The following is a 21,074-nucleotide window of genomic DNA, read 5'->3' as shown; positions in this document are numbered from 1 at the left end:
TAAAGAATTTTGCCATGTTTTTGGATTTATTTTTTCCGAATCGATGTTTGGCTTGCGAAGAAATTATCTCAGCAAATACAATTCTTTGTGATATTTGTGAAGAAAAACTGAGTTTTAGCCATTTTAAATTTGATTCCGAAAATCCTTTAGCTCAAAAAGCGAAACTCCTTTTTCCTATCGAACAAGCTTATGCTTTATTCATTTTTAAAGAAGAAAATTTAGCACAAAATCTTCTTCATCGACTAAAATATGGCGATCAAGAATTCATTGGAAAACATTTTGCACACTGGATTTTTGACAAAATTAAAATCACAGAAATTGACGAAATTGTCAGCGTTCCGCTTCATCCAAAAAAGTTAAAAAGGCGCGGTTACAATCAATTGACTTTATTTGGAAACGAATTATCAAAACTTTATAAGATTCCGATAAATCATCAACTTCTCAAAAGAAACTTTCACAACAAAGCGCAAGCTCAAAAAGACAAACAACATAGAACCGAAACCGAAAGTCTTTTTTCAGTAATCGAAAATCCTGAAAATAAACACATTCTTTTAATAGACGATGTTTATACAACTGGGAATACGCTCGCAAGCATTGCATGGGAAATCCTCAAACACCCGAATACAAAAGTTAGTATTTTGGTAGTTGCAATGGATTAAAAAAATTTACGATTTACGATTCTAAAATTAGCGTTGTAGTTTTTCGCCGTAAGATAAATCGCCAGCGTCGCCCAATCCTGGCGTGATATAACCTTTCGAAGTTAAAGAAGCATCGATGACACCAACCCAAATTTTAGCATTTGGAAAAGCCGATTGAATAGCATCAACACCTTGTTGACTTGCAATTGCTGCAACAATGTGCATTTCTGTCGGCGTTCCGTTAGTCAACAAATCTTTAATTGCTTCAATCAACGAAGCACCCGTCGCCAACATCGGATCCGCCACAATCAACGGACGACCATCTAGATTAGGACAAGTTAAATAATCTTGTTTAATGGAAAAATAATCGTTAGCATCATGCTTTCGGTAAGCGGCTACAAATCCGCAATCTGCTTTATCAAAATAGTTAAGAACCCCTTGAAATAACGGAACGCCAGCTCTTAGAATCGTTGTAATAACTGGTTGTACTGCAATTTCTTTAGCTGCAACTTTATCCAAAGGCGTGGTAATTTCGACGTCGACTTGCGCCATACCTTTACTAATTTCGAAAGCTGCAATCTCACCAATGCGTTCAAGATTTCGACGGAACTTCATGCGATCTTGTTGTACATCGACATTTCGCAAGTCATTAATCCATGAGTTAACTAAAGAAAATTCTTGGGACAATTCTGTTATCATAAAAGAGGAATTCTTTTTAAAAATATAAATTAGCTTTAAAGTTAAGAAATAAAAAGCCTTCCGAAAAATCGAAAGGCTGATATTTTATTTTTGTCTGAAATAAACTTCAATCGGAACACCCGAAAATCCAAATTCTTTACGCAATTGGTTTTCCGTAAACCTTTTGTAAGGCTCCTTAACATATTGCGGAAGATTACAGAAAAACACAAACTGTGGCGACGGCGTCGGCAATTGCACACAATATTTGATTTTCACATATTTTCCTTTGATAGCTGGTGGTGGCGTATTTTCAAAAATCGGCAACATCACTTCGTTAAGCTTAGACGTTTTGATTTTTTGTTTACGATTTTCATAAACCTCCATTGCTGTATCGACAGCTTTCAGGATACGTTGCTTGGTTAAAGCTGATGTAAACAAAATTGGAACATCACTAAACTGACCAATCTTGTGACGAATTGCAGCCTCGAAATCACGCATTGTATTCGTTTTTTTATCCTCAACCAAATCCCATTTATTGATAACAATCACAATACCTTTACGGTTTCTTTGGGCAATCCCGAAGATGCTCATATCTTGCGCTTCCCAACCTAAAGTTGCATCCACCATGATGATGACAACATCCGAATTTTCGATAGCACGAACCGAACGCATCACCGAATAAAACTCTAAATCTTCAGAAACTTTATTCTTCTTACGCATACCAGCCGTGTCAACCAACACAAACTCGTGACCGAATTTTTTATATAGACTCTGTACAGAATCTCTCGTGGTACCAGCAATATTGGTTACAATATTTCTTTCGTTGTCAAGCAAAGCGTTTGTCAATGTCGATTTACCAACATTCGGACGACCAACAATCGTAATTTTTGGAAGTCCTTCGAAAGGATCATTGTACTCTGTCGTAGGAAAATCCTTAACAACATCATCTAGCAATTCTCCAGTACCAGAACCAGTTGCAGAAGATAAAGTATAATATTTATCGATTCCTAATTGATAAAATTCTGTTGCAGCCAATTCTTCTTTTGAAGAATCAACCTTGTTAATAACGATGTATACTGGCTTGTTCGCTCTACGAAGCATTTCGTAAATCTCTTGATCAGTCTCTGTAAGACCTTCCTCAACATTTAGCATAAATACGACAGAAGTTGCTTCGTCAATCGCTAATTGTACTTGTTTCGAAATCTCTTCTTGGAAGATATCGTCATTATTAACGTCATAACCTCCAGTATCGATCACCGTAAATTCTACACCGTTCCAATCAGATTTTCCGTAATGACGGTCTCTGGTAACACCTGCAGTCGAGTCAACAATAGCTTCTCTTCTTTCTAGTAAACGATTAAACAACGTAGATTTCCCAACATTAGGACGGCCAACGATGGCAACAATATTTGACATAAAAAAATGTTTAATAATCCTTAGCTTTTAGTATTTGCATTAGGACCTGATTATTAATGAGTCTCTCCGACTTTCGGAGCCCAATTTTTTTGCAAAGATAAACTTTTTCAAATAAAATATTTTGTGTTAAATATTAATTATCAACTAAGTGCTAGAATATTAATAGCTTAAGCATTTATTTTAAATTTAATTCAAAGTAAATTTCGAAAATGATTAATAAAAAAGAAATAAAACTATTAGTTGAAATTTTCTTAAATTCACTTTTTTAAAAAAGCTTTCGGAAATGAAAAAAGTAATTACGGTACTTTTGGTCGCTTTTATCATGATTCAGTTTTTTCCAATTGATAAAATTAATCCTGAGATCAATCCGCAAATGGATTTTGTAAACACGAAAAAACCATCAATAACAGTTGCTAAAATCCTGAAAACATCTTGTTATGATTGTCATTCTAACGAGACAAAATATCCGTGGTATGCGGACATTGCGCCAGCATCTTGGTTTGTGAAAAATCATATTGACGAAGGTAGAATTAAATTAAACTTCTCGACTTGGGCGACTTACGAACCAAAACGCCAAGCTCACAAATTGGAAGAATCGATAGAAATGTTGGAGAAAGACGAAATGCCTTTGGAGTCTTATCTTCTCGGTCATCCAGAAGCGAAATTAACGCCAGAAACTAAGAAATTGCTTATCGAGTATTTCCGACAAGTTAAACAAGATACCGAAGAAGCTAATATTTTTTAATGGAAAAATTACCAGACAATTATCGCGATAAATACATTGTTTTTTATGATGGTGATTGTGGATTTTGCAACTTTTGGGTGCAATGGATTTTGGATAGGGATAAAAAAGACCAATTTCTGTTTGCGGCTTTACAATCTAATTTTGGACAAGCATTTTTAAAAGAAAGACAACTCGAACAGCAAGATTTTGACAGTATTTATCTTTGGAAACCGAATGCATTTTATTTTAAAAAATCTGATGCCGCTATAAAAATCGCAAGAACATTAGGCGGAATCTATCATACAGCAATTCTTGGAAAATTGCTTCCTTATTTTATTAGAGATTTTTTATACGACCAAGTTGCAAAACGACGCAAAAATCTGATGTCTCAACATTGCAGAATTCCGTCAGAAAAAGACCGAAAAAAATTTATCCCCGACGAATTTTAGTTAAAAAAACGACCGATAATTTAACATCTTGATAGAATTTTGAGCTATCAAAAATTTCTATTATTTCCTATATTTGCAGTTATGGAATATAACACCCAAAGAAATGCGCTTCAGATGCCAGAATATGGCAGAATGATCCAAGAGATGGTAGAAATCTGTAGAACACTACCAACCAAAGAAGAGCGAAATGATGCCGCAAGATCCATTATAGAATTTATGGGACAACGTAACCCGCATCTGCGTGACGAAGAAAATTACAAACACAAACTTTGGGATCATCTATTTATTTTAGCCAATCATGATCTCGATGTAGATTCTCCATATCCGATTTTGACACCAGAAGAATTAACGACCAAACCTAGAAAAATGCCGTATCCGTCTTATGATAACGAATACAAATTCTATGGTAAAAGTATTTTGCAACTTATCGAACGCGCTATTGTTCTTGAAGATGGAGACGAAAAAGATGCGTTGATACAAGTAATCGCAAATAACATGAAAAAATCTTACAATGTTTATAATAAAGAACATGTACAAGATGATGTTATTATCCGTCATCTAAAGGATTTATCACAAAATAGACTCGATTTGACAGGTATAGATTCTTTGGATAAGAGTAAAATCTATTACAACAACAATCGTAATAATAACAACAAGAATAACAGAAACCAAAACACCAATAACAACGCGAAAAAAAGACATCACCACAACAACCAGAATAATCAAAACAATCAGAAAAATAACAGAAAATAATGAACGGAGCTTTTGAAATACGAGGAGGAAAACAACTACATGGCGACATAACACCGCAAGGTGCCAAGAATGAAGCGCTTCAGATTTTGTGTGCTGTATTGTTAACGGATGAAGAGATCAGAATCAACAATATCCCCGACATCCATGATGTTAACCGTTTGATTGAAATTTTGGGTGACTTCAATGTGAAAATCACAAAAAATGGTCATGGCGATTACACCTTCAAAGCGGACGAAGTTAATTTTGATTACATAAAATCTCCTGAGTTTAAAAAAGATGGTGCAAAACTTCGTGGTTCTGTTATGCTGTTAGGTCCAATGCTAGCACGTTATGGCGAAGCTTATATGCCTACGCCTGGTGGTGACAAAATCGGAAGACGTCGTCTGGATACGCACTTCCAAGGTTTTGTTGAATTGGGTGCTGAGTTTTCTTATGATGAGGAAGAACAATATTATTCTTTAAAAGCGAAAGAACTACAAGGAAAATTCATCCTTTTAGAAGAAGCTTCTGTTACAGGAACTGCCAATATTATTATGGCCGCGGTTTTAGCAAAAGGAAAAACAAGAATCTACAACGCTGCATGCGAGCCTTATCTGCAACAACTTTGTAAAATGTTGAATCGCATGGGCGCTAATATTTCAGGTGTTGGATCTAATCTTTTAACGATTGAAGGTGTGACGTCACTTCGCGGGACAGAACATACGATGCTTCCTGATATGGTGGAAATCGGCTCTTGGATTGGTCTTGCTGCCATGACTAAGTCAGAAATTACCATTAAAAATGTTAACTGGAACCAGCTAGGAATTATTCCTGATACATTCAGAAAACTTGGGATCCAGTTAGAGAAAAGCGGTGACGACATTTTTATCCCAGCGCAAGAACATTATAAAATTCAAAAGTTTATTGACGGTTCTATTTTAAATATTTCGGATGCGCCTTGGCCAGGCTTTACGCCAGATTTATTGTCTATTATTTTGGTAGTTGCGACACAAGCGAAAGGTACTGTTTTGGTACATCAAAAAATGTTTGAATCAAGATTATTTTTCGTTGATAAATTGATTGATATGGGAGCGCAAATTATCCTTTGTGATCCGCACAGAGCCACAGTTGTTGGACTAAACCATGAAACACCTTTACGTGGAACAACGATGGTTTCGCCAGATATTCGTGCAGGAAATGCCTTGCTAATTGCAGCGCTTTCGGCAGAAGGAAAATCAACCATCCACAACATCGAGCAAATTGACCGTGGTTACGAAAACATCGATGGTCGTCTAAAAGCTTTAGGCGCAGATATTCGAAGAATTTAATTCTACAAAATAAACAAAAGACATTCTGAAAAGGATGTCTTTTTTGTTTTAAAACAAATATGTTCCAGTAAAATTCATTAATTTTAAATCAATAAAAAAATAAAATGATGGACAAAAAACATATTGGCATTTTCGTAGGAAGTCTTAGAAAAGAAGCTTTTTCAAAAAAAATTGCAGAGCAACTAATTGCTTTATCACCAGAAAATTTGACTTTAGAAATTATCCCAATTGGGCAATTAGCTTTGTACAATCAGGATTTTGATGACCATGATGAAGCACCAGAGAATTATAAAGAATTTCGTGAAAGCGTAAAAAAATTAGATGCTTGTATTTTTGTAACGCCAGAATACAATCGCGGCGTACCAGCAGTTCTTAAAAATGCCATCGATGTGGCTTCGCGACCAGGTGGAAAAGGCGTTTGGGGCAAAAAACCTGGCGCAGTTATCAGTAGTTCTCCCGGCATGTTGGGCGGATTCGGGGCTAATCACCATCTACGTCAGAGTTTGACATCGGTCAATATCTACACGATGCAACAGCCAGAAATTTATTTAAGCCAAATCGGAAAAGCTTTTGATGAAAACGGAAAACTGGATGAACGTACAACTGAATATCTTAAAAAATTTATGACCGCTTTTGTTGATTGGTGTACGATTTTTTGGAAATAAACTTTGAATTAAACATCTTTTGAAACGTTTCAAATTTGTTTTAATAACACTAAGTCTATTAGTTATTTTGCTGATAGGCTTCTTTTCATTTTCGAAACCGAAACAGATTCTCATTGCAGAATACAACCCAAACTATCTGTCGATTTATCCAAAAACAAACTTTATAAAATTTGAAAATAAAGATTTTTTAATTAAAGAAATTTATAAATATCAGTTAAATCTTTTGACGGAAATTCAGTTTTCGGGAAGTGAAGGTTTTGCAACTCAAAAAGTAGATGTCTCTGATTTAATTAAAACCAAAGAAAAAGCAGGCTTTCCAAAATTTTTAAAATTTAAAAAGAAAGACCACGAGATTATTTACAATTCCCAATCTTATCCAATTACAGAGCAACGTCTAGACAGTATTCTTTCAAAAAATAATGAAAATAAAATAATCTTGTTTATCAACTAGATAGCAATGATAAGGCTTACCAACCGCCGCCACCGCCGCCACCGCCGCCGCCGCCAGATGATCCACCGCCGCTAGAACCGCTAGAGCTAGAACCGCCGGAATAAGAACTCGACGAAGATGATCTAGAAGATGAGGACGAATAAGAGGATGAATCTGATGAGGAAGACGTAAAACTAGCTGGTGCAGGAGGATTACTAGACTCTAAGACCGACATCGAAAATGCCGAAGCAAAAGTAGAATCAAAAGCAAATTCAGAAAACTCAGTTGTGTCAACCAAAGACGATTTTAATGAACTTCGGAAACGCTGTCCCCAAATATCTTGAACATTCAAAACAATGGCGTAAGGCAAGAATTTTTCATATAAATCCGTTGTCATTTCTGGCGGATTATGGAACTTCAGTTGCGCTTCTTCCGCTGTCCCAAGATACATTTTGAAACCTTCTATCTCGGATTTCATTTGCACTTTTTCGTCAGAAGGTCGTTTAATAAAATATTTAAAAATAAGTAAACTAATCCCTCCAAAAATTAAAAATTTAAAACAATCCGAACCCAATCTGGTCATATCTTCTGAGCCGCCAAACGCAAAAAGAAATAATGGCACACAAAAAAGAATTAGAAAAATGAGTAATACAAAGACAATAAAAGTCTTGTAAAACTCCTTCCAAAGCGATAAAACCAATAAGATAATAAGCCCATCGAAAAAGACAAACATGGCGCCGATACCAAACATTTCGAAATTGTTATTATCCGCCAAAGATGCATACAATAAACCCAAAAGAAAAGTCCCGACAATCATCATCAAGGCATTATAAACAAAACGCATATTCGGAATATCTACCGTAAATTTTTCGAGATTTTTGCGTAATAATTTATGAAGATCTGCGCTGGCATTTTTCAAGCGTCTATCGTAGGTTCCGTCAATTTTAAGCTTGGAAGTTTTCTCTCCGAAAATATCATTAAAAATTAACTTTTCATCATCTAATAAAGCCTCTGTATTATCCGTCAATTTTTTAATATCATAAACTCGAAACGTGTTAAAAGTCTGCTGATGCGATGTATCTTCCTTTAAAGAAATCACTTTTTTAATAGCCATATCAACAAGATTGGCAGCAAGATGAGAAGCGTCATACTCGCCTTTTTCGATATAACCAATTGCAGCGGGAGACAAATTGTAAGGCGCATCAAACTGAGGAATAACAATAGGCTTGTTGGTAACGCGTCCATGTCTAAACCAAGTTTTAACAAAGTAAAAAACTAAAAAACAAGCCACCAAAATCAAAGGAATTCTATCCTTATTTTTTCTAAAAAGCTTAGAAAAAGCTGATGGCGCTTCTAGAATATTTGGTTTGAAACCAACTGCAATCGTAAGATTTTCTTTAAGTTTAAGATTAGAAGCTTCAAAAAACATTTCGGTTGGGCCAAGCGTTTTTGGTGTACAATTTTTCTCCTGACTTCCGTGCAGTCCTGTATAACAAGAATTTTGTAAAATATCTGCACCAGCTGGCAAAGTAATTTTTGCGCTGATATGCTCAATCGGGAAACTCCAATCTGTTCCATTTACATTCCAATAAAACTCATCATAGGTTTTAAAATACCCAATTTGATCGGTTGTTTCGTAAGTTATTTCGTAGGTGTAATTTCCAGAACTTAATAAATAATCTTTTGAGCCGATATAGATATTAAAAACTTCGTTAAGCCTTTCGATATGATATGGTTCTTTGGATCCATCTTTTTTAATAGAAATAATGTTGTAATCGACATCTTCGCGAATTCCATTAATATTTCTAATCATTGGTAGCGCGCGAAAAAGTCCACGTTTGATCTCGTAACCAGCGGCATAGACTTTAATAGTTTCTGTAACCCTAACAACCGATTTTTTAGAAATAACAATATCCGAATGGAAGTCAATAACCCGCTCTTTATACGCATTATAATTCTGAAGACTATCTTGATAATCTTCAGAATCTATATCTTCTAACGATATAATTGCAGGTCTTCCTTGCGAAAAAACAACTGAATTAATCGCTAATACAAATATTAAAAATAAATACTTCATGACGATTGTATCTTACCAGCCGCCGCCGCCGCCGCCACCGCCGCCACCGCCGGAAAATCCACCGCCGCTAGAACCACTTCCGCCAGAACTACTGTTAGATGGCGCAGTAGAACCAGAGCTGATAGAATCTGTCAAGCCTGAGTTGAGCGTGCTTCCGAAATTATTAAAGCCTACAAAATTACCAACATACCAAGATGCCGTATAACCTGTAGCCATCGCTAATAATGCGGTTTCAAACTTTTTGCCCCAAATATCGTCAACACCCAACACCATGGCGTAAGGCAAGTATTTTTCGAAAATTTCGGGTGTCATTTGTGGTGAATTATGAAATTTTATTTGTTCATTTTCTGCCGCACCCATGTACATTTTGAAACCGTCGATTAAGGATTGTTGTCTTAATTTTTCTTCGGACGGTCGTTTAATAAAATACTGGAAAGCCAACAGCAACAACAATGACAATATTGCAAACTGGAAGCAATACCTATAATCTTGTGGTAATGCCGAAGAAAAGCCCATTGTCAAAAATGGTAATATAAATGAAAGTGCAAAAAATAATACAAAAATACTCACGCAACCTTTTATCTTAACTTTTCCTAAAAATCGGGTTGCTACAAAATAAATAACAATGCTGATAAAGTATGGGAAAATACCTATGATACTAAACATAAAGTCATCATCTTTGAAACCAGCAAGTATTAATCCCGAAAAATAAACCGCAGACGCAAAAAGAAATAAATACAAAACAAATTTTTGATTATTTCCTTCTGTTAAAAACTTTTTGTGTTGGTATTCGATGTTGCTTTCGAAGTTGTCAACAGCGCTTTCTATTTTAGAATCGTAAGAACCATCCAAAGTCACCTCATCTCTATTATTGAAAAGATCGTTCATAACGCCAATTTCTTCTTTGGCTAAACTTTGATCAGGTTCTTTAACTTTCTGAATCGTATAATTTTTAGAAGAAGACAATCCTAAAAAGCCTTTGGATTCGGTTTCAACAATTTTAGTAAAACCTTTAATGGAAAGATTAACCAAAGTTGCGGTCAAGAATTTATTATTGAAAGATTCTTTTTTAATATAACCTAAAGTCGCTGGCGACATATCTTCTGGAACATTAAACTGTGGATAAACAGTAGGTTTTGGTGGATCGACACCATATTTTTTCCAAAGACTAAGACCATAACCAATCATACCCAACATCGACAATCCCAGCAATAACAAAACACCGTTTTTCTCAAGAAAACTTGGCGGCGGCGGCGGTACAAAAACACCCTTGTTAAAACCAACCGCGATTGTTAAATTCTCTTTAGCATTAAGATTTTCAGCGTTCCATTCGATAGTGTGGCTATCAATTTCTTTAGAAGAACAATTGCTTTCTTTACTACCTGAAGCCCCTGTATAACAAGCGTTTTGCAAAATTTTAACATTGGCTGGCAACGTCACTTTTGCAGAAATTTTATCAACTGGAAAATCCCAATCTAGACCGTTGACATTCCAATATAATTCATCAAATTTAGAAAAGAAACCAATTTGTTTCGCAACTCTATAGGTAATTGCAAACACATATTGACCTGCGGGCAAATCCGTCTCTTTGGAACCAATATATATTTTATAATAACCTGAACCCGTCTCTGTGTGGTAGTTTTCGGTCTTTCCGTCTCGAGTAACAGAAGTTATCTTGTATTTAACTTTTTGATTCTTGCCATTGAGTTGTCGCTCCGTCAAAAAAGTTCTAAAAATCCCGTGACGAATATTCTGTTCTAACGCATTGACTTTTATTGTTTCCGTTACTTCTAAGTCACCACTTACATCAACTTTAATATCCGAATGATAGTTAAGAATCCGTTCAGATTGACTATAATAGTCACTATTTGTATTAGTTTGTTCCTCATTAACATCTTGGGAAAATCCAAAAACTGAGAAACAAAATGTAAATATTAGCAGTAAATATTTCATTCCTAAAACTTTACAGTTGGCACTTCGCGTTCTGCAGCATTTTGAAGTTCGAAGAATTGTGCTTTTTCAAACTTATACATATTCGCCACGATATTGCTTGGGAAAGACTCAACCGCCGTGTTATTCTCACGAACTGTTCCGTTATAATAACGTCTAGCTTTTTCGATATCTCCTTCAATATTAGAAAGTTCGCCTTGCAATTGTTGGAAGTTGGCATTAGCCTTAAGATCAGGATATTGCTCTGCAACAGCCATCAAATTCATCATCGCTTGGCTCAGATTTTTCTCTGCTGCTTCTTTATCGTGTAGATTATTTGCGTTAACAGCGCTAGCTCTTGCTTGGATCACGCTATCCAAAGTCGACCGTTCGTGGGTTGCGTAACCTTTAACCGTCTCAACCAAATTAGGAATAAGATCGTGACGTTTTTTTAGCATAACGTCAATACTACTCCATCCTTCTTGGACAAGATTACGAAGTCTAACAAGTTTGTTATAAATAGAAATGGCATAGAAAGCCACTAGAACTGCGATAATAATAATTATCAATAATATAGTCATAACTTAGGTTTTAGATAAAGTTAAACATTTTCTATTAATAGCATAACTTTTCATAAATTAATTTTTAATTACTATTTTTGGCTTAAAGCTTTTAATCAAAATGAAATTATTATTGTTATTTGTATGTTTTATCAGCATTCAAATATGTAAATCGCAGACCAATTATCCGACGCCTGACAAAAAAGGAAATCATCTTTTCTACATCCAACATAGTGATAATCACAACACTTTTATGTACGATGCGGTGATGGATGGCAAGAATATTTCGGAGAAAAACCCTATTAATATTTATAGAATTCTATACAACGAAAACGCAGAAGTAAAACCATTAACCATGATACAAAACTCGATGGCGTATGGTATTAATTTTAAGAAAATCGATGATAATTTTTTTGAATTTTCATTAAAAGGACAAAAGACACTCAAACTTTATTTAGCTTTTAACAACCAACAAAAACCTGCAGTATTTTTAACGGTTAATGGCAACAAAATCTATCTTGAAAAAATGTTCATCCAATTAAAAAACTCAGGATTAAAGCCAAGTGCAGACTATATTCTCCTAACTGGAAAAGATTTTGAAACAGGTAAAAATGTCAGCGAAAAGGTAAAAATTTAATCTAAAACTTTGATGCGTTCTAACTTTTCAGAAGCCGCCAATCCATTGGGATTACAACCTAACTTCCCTTCCGGAACTTCGAGATTTTTCTTTTGATAAAAATCTTTCCAGAAAACATTAGTTACACCAGTTTTTGGATCGACAAATGTCATAGGTTCAAGTTTAAAAATATCGTCTTTTCTAAAAGAGCGTTCGATAAAATCTGAGCAATAATAAGCGTTTTCACTTAAAATATAATCAAAATTATAAGGTTTTCCGACCAAAGAATTCGCTTGTTTTATCGCATAAGGAATACTTTTCTGAAATGGATTTTTTAAACGATAGACCACAATATGTTGGCCTTTTTGCTTTTGTTCTTTCACAAAATCGGACATCGCTTGTCGTTGAGAACCGCCTCGTGGCGCAGCATGCAGCACAAAATAATCTTTGCCAGCTTTTTCTACCAAGCCGATGTGATCAAAATTGGCGCGTTCTTCTTTTTGCGTCACATTATTAATTGCCCCAGAAAGTCCCTCCTGTTGCGCCGTTACAAAAAGCAAATCTCCGTTTTCCACACCTTTATATTTTACATGAGAAGCACAACTTACCAGTATTAAACATAGCCCAACAAAGAATAATTTCAGTTTCATATTGCTTCATTTTTACGATTGCAAATTTACAAAAGCATTTTAAAACTTTTGAAAACTGACGCTTTAAGCGTTTAAATATTATTAAATTTGATGCAAATCCTTTTTTTATGAAAAAACTCTTACTTCCTTTTTTACTGATTAGTGCTATGACAATGGCTCAAAAAAAATATGTTATGGTCATCCACGGTGGCGCTGGCACGATAACTAAAGCCAATCTAACACCCGAAAAAGAAAAGGAATATCGTGATAAACTTATTGAAGCTTTGCAAAAAGGCTATTCTGAACTCAAAAACGGAAAATCTTCATTAGACGCAGTAACAACCGCAATTATGGTGATGGAAGACTCGCCTTTATTTAATGCAGGAAAAGGCGCCGTATTCACCAACGAGGGCAAAAACGAGTTGGATGCATCGGTGATGACAGGCAACAATTTAAAAGCTGGCGCAGTGGCTGGTGTAACCACGATTAAAAATCCTATTCTTGCGGCAAAAGCTGTTATGGAAAAGTCAGAACATGTAATGATGGCTGGCAAAGGTGCAGAAGATTTTGCAAAATTACAAGGTTTAGAAATTGTTGATCCTAACTACTTTTGGACCGAAAAAACTTGGAACAGTTTACAAAAAATGAAAGCTAAAGAATCTGAAAAGAAAACTTCGGCAACGCAGCAAAAACAACCTGATTATTTTTTAATCGATCAAAAATTCGGGACAGTTGGCGCTGTCGCTTTGGATAAAAATGGCGTTATCACCGCTGGGACTTCAACTGGAGGCATGACCAACAAAAAATATAATCGTATCGGCGATTCTCCAATTATCGGCGCCGGAACTTATGCTAATGAACAAGTTGGACTTTCAGGAACAGGCTGGGGCGAATTTTTCATCCGCACAGTGGCATCCAAAACTGCAGCAGATCGTATGAAGTTTTTAAAAGAAAATGTTAAAAATGCCAGTCAAGCAAGCATCGATGAAATTGGAAGATTAGGCGGAAACGGCGGAATTATCGCTTTGGATAAAGACGGAAACATTGCAATGCCTTTCAATACAGAAGGTATGTATCGTGGCGCAGTAACCGACAAAGGCGAAATTGAAGTCTTGATTTACAAATAAATTCAAAACAAAAAACTCAGCTAAGCTGAGTTTTTTTTTATCGTTTATAGTTTGATTCGTAACAGTTAATCCAATCTTTAGCTGTCATTTTTTGACAAAGCTCCGCGATTAAATCTAACGGAATATCATCCATCTTTTTGAACCGAATGCAAGATTTTCCCATGTCTAATTTTCTTTTAGAATGCTTTGGATATTCTTCCACAAACCAATCTAGCAAATCAGGTTTTGCATAAATCCCCATGTGATACAAAGCGATAAAATTCTTTTGCGAAGCTAAATTAATGAATGGTAAAGGCGTCCCAGGCGCGCAATGATAACCCGCTGGATAATCTTTTAAAGGGACAGCCCAACCCAGCATTCCGTAGCTTGTGATATTTTCAAAACCTTTTGGGAGATTTGTATTGATGACATCAATCATTTGTCTAATAATCTCTTGACGTTCTTCAGGAATTTTAGAAATATAATCTTCAACAGTTGTCGCTTCTATTTGCATACTGGTTCTAAATTTTAGTTTAAGGAAAAAATGAAGTTTAAATTTAGAAAATTAAATCTTATTTTTGCCATACAAATTTTTGAAATTATGCCAAAAATATCACAACGCGCTAAGCACATGCCTGCTTCGCCAGTTAGAAAATTAGTTCCTTTCGCTTTACAAGCAAAACAAAAAGGTACAAAAGTATACCACCTTAACATCGGTCAGCCCGATATCGAAACACCTCAAACAGCTTTAGATGCTATTAAAAATATCGATTTAAAAGTTCTAGAATATGCACTTTCTGAGGGAAATCTTGACTACAGAAAAGCCTTAACGACTTATTACAACACTCTTGGTTTCGAAGATATTACACCTGATAATTTTATTGTAACTAACGGTGGATCAGAAGCTTTAAACTTTGCAATCTCAACGCTTTGTGATGACGGTGACGAAGTCATTATCCCTGAACCTTATTATGCGAATTACAATGGTTTCACAAGTACATTTAATGTGAACGTTGTGGCTATCCCATCAAGTATTGACAGTGGTTTTGCGTTGCCACCGATGGAAGAATTTGAGAAAAAAATCACGGATAAAACGAAGGCAATTATCATCTGTAATCCTGGTAACCCAACTGGATATCTTTACACCAAAGAAGAATTGCAACAATTGGCGGACATCGCTCTTAAACATGATATCGTTGTGATTTCGGATGAAGTCTACAGAGAATATGTGTACGATGGCAAGCAACAGATTTCGATGTTATCTTTCCCAGAATTGTCAGAAAACTGCATCATAATTGACTCTGAATCAAAACGTTACTCAATGTGTGGCGTAAGAATCGGCTGTATGATTACACGTTCTAAAAAAATACATGATGCTGCAATGTTGTTTGCACAAGCGAGACTAAGTCCAGTATTATTGGGGCAAATTGCTGCTGCAGCGGCACACGTTAACGACGAAGCTTACATCCGTGGCGTTCGTGAAGAATATACAAAACGTAGAAATCTTTTAGTTGACTTGCTAAACGAAATCCCAGGTGTTATTTGTCCAAAACCAAAAGGTGCTTTCTATTGTGTTGCAGAACTTCCTGTTGATGATACAGAAGAGTTTGCACAATGGCTTTTGGAGAGTTACTCTAACAATGGAGAAACTATTATGGTAGCGCCAGCTGGAGGTTTTTATAGCGATCCAGAATTAGGAAAAAAACAAGTAAGAATTGCTTACGTTCTAAAATCTGAAGATCTAAAACGTAGCGCAGAGATTCTTCGAGATGCTCTTAAAGTCTACAATGACAGATAAAATAAATAGTGAAGCGGGAAAATTTTCCCGCTTTTTTTATGATGCTTTATGAAGTCAATTTCTTTTAATTTTGATAATTTAGCAGTTTCAAATTCTAAGAATGATTCAGAAAAATCTTTCCCTAAAAGCTTTCAACAGTTTTGGTGTTGAAGCGAAATCTAAATATTTTGTAACAATAAAATCTGTTGAAGCGCTTCGTGAAGTACTTCAAAATCCCGAAATCCAAAACGAAAATTTATTGTTTTTGGGTGGCGGCAGCAATATTCTTTTGACCAAGGATTTTGATGGTTGCTCAATTCAATTAGATTTAAAAGGAATTTCTGAAAAAAAACTAGACGACAATCATGTTTTGGTGACCGCCAATGCTGGAGAAAACTGGCATCAATTTGTGCTTTATTGTTTAGAAAAAAATTATGGCGGTTTAGAAAATTTATCTTTAATTCCTGGAAATGTTGGCACTTCGCCGATGCAAAATATTGGCGCTTATGGCACCGAGATAAAAGATATTTTTGAATCTTGTGATGTTCTTAATCTTGACACTTTAGAAGTTGAAACTTTCGATTTAGAAAAATGCAGATTTGGTTACCGCGATTCTATTTTTAAACAAGAAGGAAAAGGTAAATACGTTATTCTGAATGTTACTTTTCGTTTGACAACGCATCAACATCAAATCAAAACCGAATACGGCGCTATAAAAGCTGAACTCGAAAAAATGAATATCGAGAATCCGAGCATCCAAGAGGTTTCTAAAGCTGTGATTGCGATTAGAGAAAGCAAACTCCCGAATCCTAAAGAAATCGGAAATGCTGGAAGTTTTTTCAAAAACCCGACAATTCCTTTAAGTCAGTTTGAGATTTTAAAAGATAAATTCCCGAACATACAAGGCTATCCAAACGGCGATTGGGTGAAAGTCCCCGCAGGTTGGCTCATCGAACAATGCGGTTGGAAGGGCAAACAAATCGGAAATGTAGCGACGCACCATCTTCAATCTTTGGTGATTATCAACAAAACGGGAAATGCGACCGGCGAAGAAATATTTAATTTTTCCGCTGAAATCATCAATTCGGTTAAAGAAAAATTCAAGATTGAGCTAGAACGCGAAGTAAATATTCTTTAACTAAATTTTTAATTTAAAAATATCAAAGCACTCATAGACAGTGCTTTTTCTGACATAAATCAATTATTTAAATTTATTCTAAATTAATTTTTATTTAAACTAACAACTTCTTACTTTTGTCGTTTATTTATAATTATTAAAAATAAGCGTGTTAAGATTTTTTAGTTTTTTAATACTTATTTTGTTTCCGGTTGTTGTTGTAGCTCAAAAAATTGAGCTAAAAATTATAGTGACTGACAACAAAAATAAAAGCTTAGAAAATGCAACTGTAAAAGTTTCAGAAAACAAGCAACAGTCAACAAATCCTAATGGTGAAACTAATTTTTTAGTTGAGAAAGACCACTCATATTCTATTGTTGTTAAGCATCCATCCTACCAAGAAAGGGTTTTAAAATTTCATGCTAAACAACATCAAACATTAACAATAAAACTTCTTTCCGAAAATAATATTCAAGAAGTTATTGTTACTGCAAAAGAAGGAAAAGGCTTAACAAGTAAATCCGTCATCACGACAAAAGCCATGGAACATCTTCAACCATCGAGCTTTGCTGACATTATGGAACTTGTACCAGGAGGATTAGCAAAAACGCCAAGCTTGACGTCTTCTAACAGAGTTTTGTTACGAGAAAACGATTCTGCACCAAGCAGTTACAACACAAGCGCTCTTGGGACACAATTTATTATCGACAATAATATTTGGAATACAAATGCGGATATGCAGTTATCTCTTAATGACAGTCAATTTTTAGATGGTCCAAAATACAAGGCTTCTGCTGGCATTGGCGTTGACATGCGAACCATCTCCACCAACGACATCGAAAGAGTTGAAATTATCCGCGGGATTCCTTCTGCATCTTATGGTGATCTGACAACTGGCGTTATAAAAATTGATAGAAAAATTGGTAAAACGCCTTTACAAGCTCGTTTCAAAGCAGATGGTTTTAGTAAACAATATTACATTAGTAAAGGTTTTGCTTTAAAACAAAACTGGCAAATGACGGCTAGTATGGACTTGCTAGATGCAAAGGTAGATCCAACTGATTCCTACGAAAACTATCAACGCTTAACGGGATCTGTACGTTCTCGATTAAAAACAATGTTATGGAACAAACATCTCGAATGGCGTTCTAATATTGATTTTTCTAGTAATATTGACAAAGAAAAAAATGATCCCGACACTGGTTACGCGCCTGTTGATGTTTACAAAAACTCGAATAATCGATTGAGTTTAACTAATAATTTCGTTTATATCTTAGGCAAAGAAAACTTTTTTAATAAATTGACTTTCAACACGGCGATCCGTCAAGGCTTTGATAAGATTGAACAAACGAAACTTGTTCAACAATCTGGTCCTCGATCTGTTTCTATTGCCACAATCCAAGGTGAAAATGTAGGTTTTTTTCCTCAGATAAAATATATTTCAGATTTCTATACAGATGGTAAACCTCTCGATTTGTCAGCTCTTTTACAACTAAATGGAGTTAAAAAGTCTGGTCTTCTACTCCATCAATATGAACTTGGACTGGATTGGCGTTTCTCTAAAAATTTTGGAAAAGGTCAGCAATATAATCCTCTTACACCACCAACTGCTACGATGAGTGTGCGACCGCGTGCATACGATGACATCCCTGCTTGGCAAGTGATGGCAGCCTTTGTTGGAGACCAAATGTCTTATCAAATCGATGATCATAAACTGAATCTTTATGCAGGTCTACGTGCGTCTAAGTTATTGGGCGTGGATGAAAGTTATAGCATTAGCAAACAATTATTTTTTGAACCAAGATTAAATTTTCAATATGGTCTTCCAAAAATATTTATTGGTAACCACGCCCTAAAAGCTGATTTAACATTAGGTTATGGTCAATTCTACAAACAACCGACCTTATTGATGCTTTATCCCAACTCAAAATATTTGGATTATACGCAACTCAACTATTATCATAATGATGAACGATTCCGCTACGTCAACTTTATGACTTACGTTCAATCTTTAGAAAACAAAAATATAACTGCTGCTAAAAACACAAAATACGAAGCGAGAATTGATCTTAGTTATAAAAACCATGAATTTTTTGTAACCTATTTTCAGGAAGAAATGGCCAACGGATTCCGTAATACATTACAAACTACAACGCATACTTACAAAAAATACGACGCCTCTTTTGTCGACATTAATGATTGGAATAACGGACCAAATCTTGCCAATATTCCTTATCAAATGATCTCAGAATTCGGGAGCTACACATTAACCGAAAACGGTAGCGCAACGCTAAAAAAAGGAATTGAATTCGGATATACTTCACCGAGATTTGACGGTATTAATACGAGATTTACCTTAACTGGTGCCTATTTCCACACGGAATACCGAAATACAATCCCTGTTCACCAAAAGCCAAGTACTTCCATCGGCGGTAGTAATTTTCCTTACTATGGCATTTATAAAAATGATGATGGCTTTGTCAACTCCAATCTCAACTATAATTTCTTTGTTGACACTTATTTAGAAAATTTGGATTTAACAATATCTGCATCTTTTCAAGGATCAATTTTTGACCACAGAAAACGTGACCATCGTATGGCAGAACCGACTTCTTATTACGGTATCGACGGCGTTATACACCAGTTTACGGACAATGACAAGACCGACATTTACAAACAATGGCTAATTCGAGATGTGTCGAAAACGGATAATTTAGAAACCAAATACACTTATACCTTGAACGCTAATTTTAAAGTGACAAAAAAAATCTACAAAGCTTTGAGAACCTCAATGTTTGTTAATAAACTTTTTGGTTACGCGCAACCCTATTATATGAACGGCATCAAGATCGACAGAAAAAACCTTTCGACACCCTATTTTGGGATGGAACTTAATTACAATTTCTAAATAACAATTCTAAATAACAATTCTAAATAACAATATCTCTAATTTTTAAACTTATGAAAAAAAAGCTTTTACTACTCGGTCTTGTGGGACTAACGATTAGCTCGACCATTGTATCATGCGCAAAGGACGACGATGATTTTGGTTTTGAACAAAGTCAAAAAAGCACAGTTAATCTAACATTTTTAGGAACTGAAATTTCTAATTACAAATCTTTAGAAGTTGAAATTCTTGAAAACAATACAGGAAGCCTTGTAAAAAAATTGGTTGAAAATAACAATATCCTGAACTTAGAATTAGCTTATGGTTCTTACAAAATTACAGTTAATGGTAGCGTGGTAACTGCTTCTGGCGAAACTGTCGATGTTGCAGCTACAATGACGGCTGATATAAAAACTGCTTCTAGCGCACTTTCTATTCCGTTGTTGGTTAAACAATTCGGTAGCGATTTTATCATTGAAGAAGTATTTTACACGGGTGTAAAAACGCCTGAAGGGAAAAATTACAATTCTAGCCGTTATTTCAAACTTGTCAATAACACCGACAAAATCTTGTACGCTGACGGACTTATCATTGGTCAATCTGAGTTTTTGACAAGTGTTAACAACAACGTGACGCCATATACTCCAAACGAAAAATTTGCAATCAAAGGCATGATGCAACTTCCTGGTTCTGGAACTAATCATCCTGTTAATCCTGGTGACTTCATAGTGATTGCCGACAATGCTGTTAATCATAACGCCAATACAAGTACAGCTTTCAATCTTCAAAATGCTGACTTCGAATTTCCTTCAATTAAAAATGCAACATTAGCACAAGTTGATAATCCATCAGTCCCAAATGTTAAGATAATTTATACTTCGATGGCGTTTGACGATATGATTTATCTACACAGCAGCGGCGTTGAGTCTTATGTTATCGCGCGCTTCCCAACTGGTGAAAATGCCGAAAACTTTTTGCAAAATCATAAATACACTTATTCTTACACCAACGCAGCTGGTAACATCACCAACAAGAGCGCTTACGCAATCCCAAATTCTTGGATTGTAGATGGATTTAATAATAGTGTCGTTGACAAATTTCAACATATTCTAACGTCAACAACAATCGACTCTGGATGGACTGGCGTTGGCGAATTTTGGAACGACCCAAATCGTTTGGGAAAATCTGTTCGTCGTAAAGTTTTGGGTAAAACAAATACTGGAAAAAACATATACAAAGACACCAACAATTCAACAGAAGATTTTATTAAAAACGCTGAACCAAGCCTTAAAAACGGTATTGTTCATTAATATTTT

General features: G+C 35.4%; 20 protein-coding genes. 13 read left to right on the top strand and 7 right to left on the bottom strand.

Annotated elements, in window-relative coordinates; translation table 11 throughout:
• Positions 1 to 14 precede the first annotated feature (14 nt).
• Positions 15 to 659, top strand: a complete 645-nt coding sequence (locus tag B5X62_RS07370) for a ComF family protein (protein ID WP_079666779.1) — start codon at positions 15 to 17, stop codon at positions 657 to 659.
• A gap of 27 nt (positions 660 to 686) precedes the next feature.
• Here the strand turns inward: B5X62_RS07370 and upp are convergent, their stop codons facing one another.
• Together upp and der are read right to left on the bottom strand one after the other, a co-directional pair.
• Positions 687 to 1,337, bottom strand: coding sequence for a uracil phosphoribosyltransferase (gene upp / locus B5X62_RS07365; RefSeq protein ID WP_079666778.1), 651 nt, complete (start codon positions 1,335 to 1,337; stop codon positions 687 to 689).
• An 84-nt stretch (positions 1,338 to 1,421) separates the two neighbouring features.
• A complete protein-coding gene (gene der / locus B5X62_RS07360; protein ID WP_079666777.1) occupies positions 1,422 to 2,732 on the bottom strand; it encodes a ribosome biogenesis GTPase Der in 1,311 nt (436 codons plus the stop codon).
• Between the two features lie 283 nt (positions 2,733 to 3,015).
• On the opposite strand from der, the gene B5X62_RS07355 reads away from it, so the two are divergent.
• From B5X62_RS07355 to B5X62_RS07330, 6 genes are all read left to right on the top strand, one after another.
• A complete protein-coding gene (locus tag B5X62_RS07355; protein ID WP_079666776.1) occupies positions 3,016 to 3,477 on the top strand; it encodes a heme-binding domain-containing protein in 462 nt (153 codons plus the stop codon).
• Positions 3,477 to 3,905, top strand: a complete 429-nt coding sequence (locus B5X62_RS07350) for a thiol-disulfide oxidoreductase DCC family protein (protein ID WP_079666775.1) — start codon at positions 3,477 to 3,479, stop codon at positions 3,903 to 3,905. The genes B5X62_RS07355 and B5X62_RS07350 overlap by 1 nt, the downstream gene beginning before the upstream one ends.
• An 81-nt stretch (positions 3,906 to 3,986) precedes the next feature.
• Positions 3,987 to 4,658: a DUF4290 domain-containing protein gene (locus tag B5X62_RS07345; protein ID WP_079666774.1), complete on the top strand. Its 672-nt coding sequence runs from the start codon at positions 3,987 to 3,989 to the stop codon at positions 4,656 to 4,658.
• A complete protein-coding gene (gene murA, locus B5X62_RS07340) occupies positions 4,658 to 5,965 on the top strand; it encodes a UDP-N-acetylglucosamine 1-carboxyvinyltransferase (protein ID WP_079666773.1) in 1,308 nt (435 codons plus the stop codon). Before B5X62_RS07345 ends, murA begins: the two co-directional genes overlap by 1 nt.
• Positions 5,966 to 6,069: 104 nt before the next feature.
• On the top strand, positions 6,070 to 6,630 hold the full coding sequence (locus B5X62_RS07335) for an NADPH-dependent FMN reductase (protein WP_245797168.1): 561 nt from the start codon (positions 6,070 to 6,072) through the stop codon (positions 6,628 to 6,630).
• A 19-nt stretch (positions 6,631 to 6,649) separates the two neighbouring features.
• Entirely contained in the window at positions 6,650 to 7,081 is a 432-nt protein-coding gene (locus tag B5X62_RS07330) for a hypothetical protein (protein ID WP_079666772.1), read from the top strand.
• Between the two features lie 16 nt (positions 7,082 to 7,097).
• On the opposite strand, the gene B5X62_RS07325 is transcribed toward B5X62_RS07330, so the two are convergent.
• Genes B5X62_RS07325 through B5X62_RS07315 form a run of 3 tightly spaced genes read right to left on the bottom strand, consistent with a single transcriptional unit; the run spans position 7,098 to position 11,647 of the window.
• Complete coding sequence (locus tag B5X62_RS07325; protein WP_079666771.1) at positions 7,098 to 9,137, bottom strand: DUF2207 domain-containing protein; 2,040 nt, start codon at positions 9,135 to 9,137, stop codon at positions 7,098 to 7,100.
• A 12-nt stretch (positions 9,138 to 9,149) separates the two neighbouring features.
• Positions 9,150 to 11,090, bottom strand: coding sequence for a DUF2207 domain-containing protein (locus tag B5X62_RS07320; RefSeq protein ID WP_079666770.1), 1,941 nt, complete (start codon positions 11,088 to 11,090; stop codon positions 9,150 to 9,152).
• Between the two features lie 2 nt (positions 11,091 to 11,092).
• Entirely contained in the window at positions 11,093 to 11,647 is a 555-nt protein-coding gene (locus B5X62_RS07315) for a LemA family protein (RefSeq protein WP_079666769.1), read from the bottom strand.
• Positions 11,648 to 11,747: 100 nt separating this feature from the next.
• On the opposite strand from B5X62_RS07315, the gene B5X62_RS07310 reads away from it, so the two are divergent.
• On the top strand, positions 11,748 to 12,263 hold the full coding sequence (locus tag B5X62_RS07310) for a DUF4833 domain-containing protein (protein ID WP_079666768.1): 516 nt from the start codon (positions 11,748 to 11,750) through the stop codon (positions 12,261 to 12,263).
• On the opposite strand, the gene B5X62_RS07305 is transcribed toward B5X62_RS07310, so the two are convergent.
• Positions 12,260 to 12,892 (bottom strand): YiiX/YebB-like N1pC/P60 family cysteine hydrolase, encoded by a 633-nt coding sequence (locus B5X62_RS07305; RefSeq protein WP_079666767.1) that lies wholly within the window; start codon positions 12,890 to 12,892, stop codon positions 12,260 to 12,262. The two genes, B5X62_RS07310 and B5X62_RS07305, sit on opposite strands and share 4 nt — an antisense overlap.
• A gap of 107 nt (positions 12,893 to 12,999) precedes the next feature.
• Here B5X62_RS07305 and B5X62_RS07300 point away from each other — a divergent pair, with 107 nt between their 5' ends.
• Complete coding sequence (locus B5X62_RS07300; RefSeq protein WP_079666766.1) at positions 13,000 to 13,998, top strand: isoaspartyl peptidase/L-asparaginase family protein; 999 nt, start codon at positions 13,000 to 13,002, stop codon at positions 13,996 to 13,998.
• A 37-nt stretch (positions 13,999 to 14,035) separates the two neighbouring features.
• Here the strand turns inward: B5X62_RS07300 and B5X62_RS07295 are convergent, their stop codons facing one another.
• Entirely contained in the window at positions 14,036 to 14,491 is a 456-nt protein-coding gene (locus B5X62_RS07295) for a DUF1801 domain-containing protein (RefSeq protein ID WP_079666765.1), read from the bottom strand.
• A gap of 87 nt (positions 14,492 to 14,578) precedes the next feature.
• On the opposite strand from B5X62_RS07295, the gene B5X62_RS07290 reads away from it, so the two are divergent.
• The 4 genes from B5X62_RS07290 (at position 14,579) to B5X62_RS07275 (ending at position 21,068) form a co-directional block, all read left to right on the top strand.
• Entirely contained in the window at positions 14,579 to 15,775 is a 1,197-nt protein-coding gene (locus tag B5X62_RS07290) for a pyridoxal phosphate-dependent aminotransferase (RefSeq protein ID WP_079666925.1), read from the top strand.
• A 100-nt stretch (positions 15,776 to 15,875) separates the two neighbouring features.
• Positions 15,876 to 16,892, top strand: coding sequence for a UDP-N-acetylmuramate dehydrogenase (murB, locus tag B5X62_RS07285; RefSeq protein WP_079666764.1), 1,017 nt, complete (start codon positions 15,876 to 15,878; stop codon positions 16,890 to 16,892).
• A 229-nt stretch (positions 16,893 to 17,121) separates the two neighbouring features.
• The gene (locus tag B5X62_RS07280) at positions 17,122 to 19,779 is read left to right on the top strand and encodes a TonB-dependent receptor plug domain-containing protein (RefSeq protein ID WP_245797167.1); all 2,658 of its coding nucleotides are present in this window, start codon (positions 17,122 to 17,124) and stop codon (positions 19,777 to 19,779) included.
• 53 nt (positions 19,780 to 19,832) lie between these two features.
• Entirely contained in the window at positions 19,833 to 21,068 is a 1,236-nt protein-coding gene (locus B5X62_RS07275; protein WP_079666762.1) for a DUF4876 domain-containing protein, read from the top strand.
• Positions 21,069 to 21,074: the final 6 nt, after the last annotated feature.

The sequence above is a fragment of the Soonwooa buanensis genome (genome assembly GCF_900167905.1).
GTDB lineage: Bacteria > Bacteroidota > Bacteroidia > Flavobacteriales > Weeksellaceae > Soonwooa > Soonwooa buanensis.
Note: the sequence above shows the minus strand (reverse complement) of the source record. Positions and strands in the feature narration are given on the sequence as shown.

Excerpts from the sequence above, each read along its gene's own strand:
- B5X62_RS07370 (WP_079666779.1), top strand. The coding sequence starts at position 15 with ATGTTTTTGGATTTATTTTTTCCGAATCGATGTTTGGCTTGCGAAGAA.
- upp (WP_079666778.1), bottom strand. The coding sequence starts at position 1,337 with ATGATAACAGAATTGTCCCAAGAATTTTCTTTAGTTAACTCATGGATT.
- der (WP_079666777.1), bottom strand. The coding sequence starts at position 2,732 with ATGTCAAATATTGTTGCCATCGTTGGCCGTCCTAATGTTGGGAAATCT.
- B5X62_RS07355 (WP_079666776.1), top strand. The coding sequence starts at position 3,016 with ATGAAAAAAGTAATTACGGTACTTTTGGTCGCTTTTATCATGATTCAG.
- B5X62_RS07350 (WP_079666775.1), top strand. The coding sequence starts at position 3,477 with ATGGAAAAATTACCAGACAATTATCGCGATAAATACATTGTTTTTTAT.
- B5X62_RS07345 (WP_079666774.1), top strand. The coding sequence starts at position 3,987 with ATGGAATATAACACCCAAAGAAATGCGCTTCAGATGCCAGAATATGGC.
- murA (WP_079666773.1), top strand. The coding sequence starts at position 4,658 with ATGAACGGAGCTTTTGAAATACGAGGAGGAAAACAACTACATGGCGAC.
- B5X62_RS07335 (WP_245797168.1), top strand. The coding sequence starts at position 6,070 with ATGATGGACAAAAAACATATTGGCATTTTCGTAGGAAGTCTTAGAAAA.
- B5X62_RS07325 (WP_079666771.1), bottom strand. The coding sequence starts at position 9,137 with ATGAAGTATTTATTTTTAATATTTGTATTAGCGATTAATTCAGTTGTT.
- B5X62_RS07320 (WP_079666770.1), bottom strand. The coding sequence starts at position 11,090 with ATGAAATATTTACTGCTAATATTTACATTTTGTTTCTCAGTTTTTGGA.
- B5X62_RS07315 (WP_079666769.1), bottom strand. The coding sequence starts at position 11,647 with ATGACTATATTATTGATAATTATTATTATCGCAGTTCTAGTGGCTTTC.
- B5X62_RS07310 (WP_079666768.1), top strand. The coding sequence starts at position 11,748 with ATGAAATTATTATTGTTATTTGTATGTTTTATCAGCATTCAAATATGT.
- B5X62_RS07305 (WP_079666767.1), bottom strand. The coding sequence starts at position 12,892 with ATGAAACTGAAATTATTCTTTGTTGGGCTATGTTTAATACTGGTAAGT.
- B5X62_RS07300 (WP_079666766.1), top strand. The coding sequence starts at position 13,000 with ATGAAAAAACTCTTACTTCCTTTTTTACTGATTAGTGCTATGACAATG.
- B5X62_RS07295 (WP_079666765.1), bottom strand. The coding sequence starts at position 14,491 with ATGCAAATAGAAGCGACAACTGTTGAAGATTATATTTCTAAAATTCCT.
- B5X62_RS07290 (WP_079666925.1), top strand. The coding sequence starts at position 14,579 with ATGCCAAAAATATCACAACGCGCTAAGCACATGCCTGCTTCGCCAGTT.
- murB (WP_079666764.1), top strand. The coding sequence starts at position 15,876 with ATGATTCAGAAAAATCTTTCCCTAAAAGCTTTCAACAGTTTTGGTGTT.
- B5X62_RS07275 (WP_079666762.1), top strand. The coding sequence starts at position 19,833 with ATGAAAAAAAAGCTTTTACTACTCGGTCTTGTGGGACTAACGATTAGC.